At 45.5% G+C, this 4,724-nt stretch carries 7 protein-coding genes; 5 read left to right on the forward strand and 2 right to left on the reverse strand.

Features of this window, described 5'->3' with window-relative positions; all coding sequences use genetic code 11:
• The coding region (locus AC1DUA_RS24165) for a DedA family protein (protein ID WP_477502189.1) at nt 1–254 on the forward strand (254 nt) is incomplete at its 5' end.
• Between the two features lie 66 nt (nt 255–320).
• Here the strand turns inward: AC1DUA_RS24165 and AC1DUA_RS24170 are convergent.
• Complete coding sequence (locus tag AC1DUA_RS24170) at nt 321–1,049, reverse strand: DUF4309 domain-containing protein (protein ID WP_477502190.1); 729 nt, start codon at nt 1,047–1,049, stop codon at nt 321–323.
• A gap of 274 nt (nt 1,050–1,323) precedes the next feature.
• On the opposite strand from AC1DUA_RS24170, the gene AC1DUA_RS24175 reads away from it, so the two are divergent.
• On the forward strand, nt 1,324–1,893 hold the full coding sequence (locus AC1DUA_RS24175; protein WP_477502191.1) for a xanthine phosphoribosyltransferase: 570 nt from the start codon (nt 1,324–1,326) through the stop codon (nt 1,891–1,893).
• A gap of 80 nt (nt 1,894–1,973) precedes the next feature.
• Nucleotides 1,974–2,300, forward strand: coding sequence for a hypothetical protein (locus AC1DUA_RS24180; RefSeq protein ID WP_145662633.1), 327 nt, complete (start codon nt 1,974–1,976; stop codon nt 2,298–2,300).
• A 620-nt stretch (nt 2,301–2,920) separates the two neighbouring features.
• On the opposite strand, the gene AC1DUA_RS24185 is transcribed toward AC1DUA_RS24180, so the two are convergent.
• Nucleotides 2,921–3,238 carry a hypothetical protein gene (locus AC1DUA_RS24185; protein ID WP_477502192.1) on the reverse strand — a complete coding sequence of 106 codons (318 nt, stop codon included), beginning with the start codon at nt 3,236–3,238 and terminating at the stop codon, nt 2,921–2,923.
• A gap of 146 nt (nt 3,239–3,384) precedes the next feature.
• Between AC1DUA_RS24185 and AC1DUA_RS24190 the strand changes: the two genes are divergently transcribed.
• On the forward strand, nt 3,385–3,648 hold the full coding sequence (locus tag AC1DUA_RS24190; protein ID WP_477502193.1) for a hypothetical protein: 264 nt from the start codon (nt 3,385–3,387) through the stop codon (nt 3,646–3,648).
• The gene (locus AC1DUA_RS24195) at nt 3,635–4,393 is read left to right on the forward strand and encodes an adenosylcobinamide amidohydrolase (RefSeq protein ID WP_477502194.1); all 759 of its coding nucleotides are present in this window, start codon (nt 3,635–3,637) and stop codon (nt 4,391–4,393) included. The genes AC1DUA_RS24190 and AC1DUA_RS24195 overlap by 14 nt, the downstream gene beginning before the upstream one ends.
• Nucleotides 4,394–4,724: the final 331 nt, after the last annotated feature.

A 4,724-nucleotide genomic window follows, 5' to 3' on the forward strand; every position in this document is an offset into this window, starting at 1 on the left:
GAGTACGTCATTTCACCTGCTATTTGTCTGGGGTGAGTGGGGTTAAATTCTACAAATATATGCTCTACGCGGGGACAGGAGCCTTGCTGTGGTGTACAACCTTCCTGACCCTGGGCCATTTTATCGGCAGTAATTTGGATGGATTGTTCAATCTGATACATAAATATATGGGTGTTAGCCTTATTATTCTGGCGGTTGTGGCTGCGATAGGAGCGGCGATTTATTTCCGCTTTCGGAAAAGAAGAGCGATCTAAACACGAATAAAGACCATACATGTCATCCTTTCGGTGACGGTATGGTCTTTGGCTTGTAGTGCAGTATTAACGATCTGCGAAAAGCTTGATTGATTGGATCGTGTTGGCATTCGGGTCCACATCGAGCTTCAAAAGAGTACCTTGTGATTTATACGAAAGCACATAGGTTGTGTTGGAATCCGGTTTGCCGAGAATCGTAATGGCATCTTCAACTTTCTGACCGAGGTGCAGGCCGCGGAGTCCTGGATCGATATCCGTGGAGTGTACATCTACGAATTCAAGCGCATTCTTGCTATTAAAGCCAACGGAAAAATCACCGAAGTCGTACACTTGAATCGCATCATCGTCTTCATCCATAACGAATTGTTTCTTTGCTTTGCCGAATCGGTCCAGCACCGAGTTTTTGCTTGTTCCAAGCTTCAAGCCCATGAGGGTCGGTTTCTCTTGCTGGTAAGCATCTTCAGCCTTCACCCGCGGCTTTGACGTCGGTTTGGCACCTGCAGCGTTCTGCGGCACATCTACTAAGTCTGTTTTGTTCGTGTTGGCTACTTGCGCTTCGTGCTTGGCTATCGTATCCTCCGGCACCACGGAAGCAGTTGGAGTTTCTACAACCAACACGGGAGGCGTGTTGACCGGGCTTATGCTTGGATTCTGCTTCTGTACATTAACCGATGGATCTATAGTAGGCTGAGCGGAAGGAGCTGATGACTCTTGGCAGCCAGCTACGATAAGCAAGGAAAATGCAACAGGCACAAAGCCAAGCATGACGGGTCTCATAGCATTGTTCATCATCATCTTTCCTTTCTGCCGATTCGTTGTCTTCATAATTTCTTAAAAATAACATTTACTAATCATACTGCGTTCAGGTCGTCAATCTCAATGGATCTTGCTGCCTAAATGTGAGCATTTCTAAACAAATTTCAAAAAGTTAAACCCTATATAAGTATAGACACCTATTCGGAGAGAAAAGTTTCACTTCCAAGCACGATATTCGCAAATTGGGACTTGAAACCTACTTCATCATTATGGTAACTTACTCATAATAGACAGGACTAAGGGGGCCAGTATCATGGAATTGTTAAAACAGCGGATCCAAGAGGTCGGTGTCGTCGTATCGGATAAAGTACTTAAGCTGGATGCCATTCTTAATCATCAAGTGGATCCAGTGTTGACCATGGAGATGGGACGGGAGTTTGCAAGACTTTTTAGAGACTCCAAACCGGACAAGGTGTTAACCGTAGAATCTTCTGGCATTCCAATTGCTTTCACGACAGCTTTGCATCTTGAGATCCCTATGATTTTTGCACGCCGCAAGAAGACACTAACGATGGATCAAGATACTTATAGTGAGCGCGTGCCTTCTTTTACCAAAGGAATTGTGACTGACATTATGGTATCCTCGCATTTGCTGCACAAAGGCGAACGCGTGCTGCTTATTGATGATTTTATTGCCAATGGAGATGCTGCTCGCGGCTTAATTCGGATTATTGAGAAAGCGGAGGCTGAACTGGTTGGTGTCGGCATCGCGGTGGAGAAATCCTTCCAATCCGGCGGAAGTTCGATTAGAGAACGTGGTATTCGGGTGGAATCGTTAGCGCGAATTGCCTCGCTAGAGAACGGGCAAATCACTTTTGACTGATTTTACATCTAGTCTATGACTTCCCTGAATGCCAATTATCCATTATAATGGTTATAAGGTAAGAGAGGAGGCTGACATCTATGGGTATCGAAAATGGTTCCATTGAATATTTCATGACGAAGCTTGGGGAAGCCAAAACACATTTTGAACGTGCTCTTGATTGTAAGCATACAGAATTTGATGATCTATATCCGTATATGATCGAACATCCTCAATTTTTCTGGTACAAACGCTATGTGGCCTGGTCTGAGTTGTTAACGATCGTAAAACTCTGCACAGAGTTGACTATTGAATGGGAACAGCAATTTTCCGTGGCACAAGTGGAATATATTCAGAAGCGTGTAATGTCTAGCAAAGTCCTTGATTTCTGGTTTGAAACGAATGATTCCAAGGAACACGTAAGCTAATGCAAATTCAAGAGGCCAATGGATCCGTTATGGATTCGTTGGCCTTTTTTCATGATATTGTTGTTTCAGATGGGGTCGATGGGTCGGCGCCTGTGGAGAGTAAGCTCATTGGATGAATTCCAATGTACAGGCGATTTTTGACGCTTAAATGTCTTTCTCGTTGGATGAAATCCAACAGAGAGATGAATTTTGTGGGGATTCAGCGCCATTATAGCCGCCCTTGTTGGATTTCATCCAACGAAAAGAAGATTGGACGGGTCTGCAAGGTGTTTTCATTGGAATTCGTCCAATGAGAGCTGGAAGTACGCAACAGGACAAAATGAATAGTGAGCTAGCAACCAGCATGGTACGGTATTAGTGCAGGAAAATAAAAGAATAAGTCAATTCTAAGTAGAACAAAAAGGAATGGATATGGGGTGGAAAAGCGCTGCGCCCGTATTTGAAATCGCGTTCTAGTCGTATAATCATTCAAAAGAAACTCGATTTCAAGAAAGGGTTGGAAACCCATATCCAATTTCTCCCCATGATCGAACGTATGTGTTTAGATGAGGATCTAGCCCAGGGCTAGTTTTTTCTTTTGATATTAGAATTATGAGTTGTGGGAGCGCGGAAACTGGTCGTTAGACGCCATTTTGTAAAATATTCATGCTTTCAATATGCCTTTTGGTTTGTTCATTCCCTAATCGGTGCAAGGTGCGATAAATTTCCGTCAAATAATAATCGTACGCTTGATTCGTCTCATTGGAGTAATAAACCGACCAAGGAAGCCAAGAAGTAGCATAGCTGGCTTGAGAAGTGTTATCTGTTTCCTCAAAAAGCTCCTGCAGTTGATCAAATTCTTCTTCAGTCGCAGAAATTTCAAATTCATAATTGAGAGCGGTACTGTCTTCCAGTACTTCGCCTGTTCCGACGTTAACATAATACGTTTTTTTGTCCAATATAAAAACCCCCAAGGTTAGCATGGCGTTCTATTGCTTTGTCATGATTAAGTTAACCCTGATCTAGCGGATTTATGTAAAGTTTCAACTAGTCAGGAATTGGTGTATGCTTAAGGTGTAAAACTGGATGGTTGGAGGTAAGATGAATGATAACAGAAGATCAGTTGGATCTTTATCGTGTAGAAAGTACATTGCTTCGTGTTATTCGCGATGTAAGCCCAAGGAATGATGTCCGCGGCATTGTTGTCGCTTGGGATGATGATAGTGTTTTAATCCGCAAAAAGAATCGTAGAGTGGTCAAGCTTGCACGCAGCTATGTGTATCAGCCTTATGAAGCAGAACGGCCACCGGAATATATGCTCCCGCAAGAACTTATCGAGCCGGATGATGCCTCAGATGAATCAGAATAGAGTTCCAATCACCGGAATCCAGATGGATTTGGTGAATTCCGTACACGGCAGCTACGTGCTAATTCGAAGCAATAGTCCAATGCGGACCTTGAATTCTTCGCCTTGGGGCGGAGGATTCGGGATGCATACTACGTTGATGAATAGGCAGGTAGACAAGCTATATAACGAGGCTGATCCCCTTCGTGAAATGGATGATTTCATCCTGCGTGAAGGGCTGAATCCTCGCGGAACGGCTGGCATGCTCACCGCAGCGCTGGTGAAGGATGTGGGATACAGCACGCTAACTTGGACGAGAGATGGCGCTGAGGATTGGAGCCATAAGCAGCAGCTGGAGCTGGCGAGCGTGATTGAGGCCGAGACACAACCCCTGCATGTTTGTGCATGGGTCACAGTAGGACTCGGGAACAAAGCCAGGGCTGGGGCAGAGTTGCCTGCTGCCTCGCTTTATCCCGGCACGATTAATACCATTATCGTTATTGATGGGCAATTAACCGATGCTGCGATGGTCAACGCGGTGATTACCGCGACGGAAGCTAAGGCGGCTGCGCTTCAATCTTTAGGCGTTGATGTTAATGGACAGCCAGCTACGGGAACGAGTACTGACGCGGTGCTCATCGCCACAACATGCCGCGGCCATTTGTACAGCTATGCAGGTACGGCAACAGCGCTGGGTTACATGATTGGAAGAACCGTTTACGAGGCCATCATGGCATCGGGACAATTGTATGAGAAAACGCCCTACTGATCCGGGAGGATCTGTGGGGCGTTTGGTTTGTCGCTACCGGGGAGGCACTCACCGATAATTGGGCTAAAGCTTTGCTAGAGGGAACAGGAGTCCGCTATTTGGAGGAAAAGAAGCTGTTTCCCCTATGAGCGGAACTAGAGGTCCCTATTCGGCCTCCACGGCACGTTTTTCGGGTGAAATAGACAAATTAGCACACCATAGTTCCGCTTACTCGCGAAAATGTGCTTTTTTGAGAGAATTAGCGACCTGTAGTTCCCAATAGTCATGCGGTGGAACGGTCGCTTGCCCTATGTTCTGCGGGTAACACCGAAGGCTAACCCAGCGGTAACGC

This window comes from Paenibacillus sp. 01T422 (genome assembly GCF_056398785.1).

Excerpts from the sequence above, each read along its gene's own strand:
- AC1DUA_RS24170 (WP_477502190.1), bottom strand. The coding sequence starts at position 1,049 with ATGATGATGAACAATGCTATGAGACCCGTCATGCTTGGCTTTGTGCCT.
- AC1DUA_RS24175 (WP_477502191.1), top strand. The coding sequence starts at position 1,324 with ATGGAATTGTTAAAACAGCGGATCCAAGAGGTCGGTGTCGTCGTATCG.
- AC1DUA_RS24180 (WP_145662633.1), top strand. The coding sequence starts at position 1,974 with ATGGGTATCGAAAATGGTTCCATTGAATATTTCATGACGAAGCTTGGG.
- AC1DUA_RS24190 (WP_477502193.1), top strand. The coding sequence starts at position 3,385 with ATGATAACAGAAGATCAGTTGGATCTTTATCGTGTAGAAAGTACATTG.
- AC1DUA_RS24195 (WP_477502194.1), top strand. The coding sequence starts at position 3,635 with ATGAATCAGAATAGAGTTCCAATCACCGGAATCCAGATGGATTTGGTG.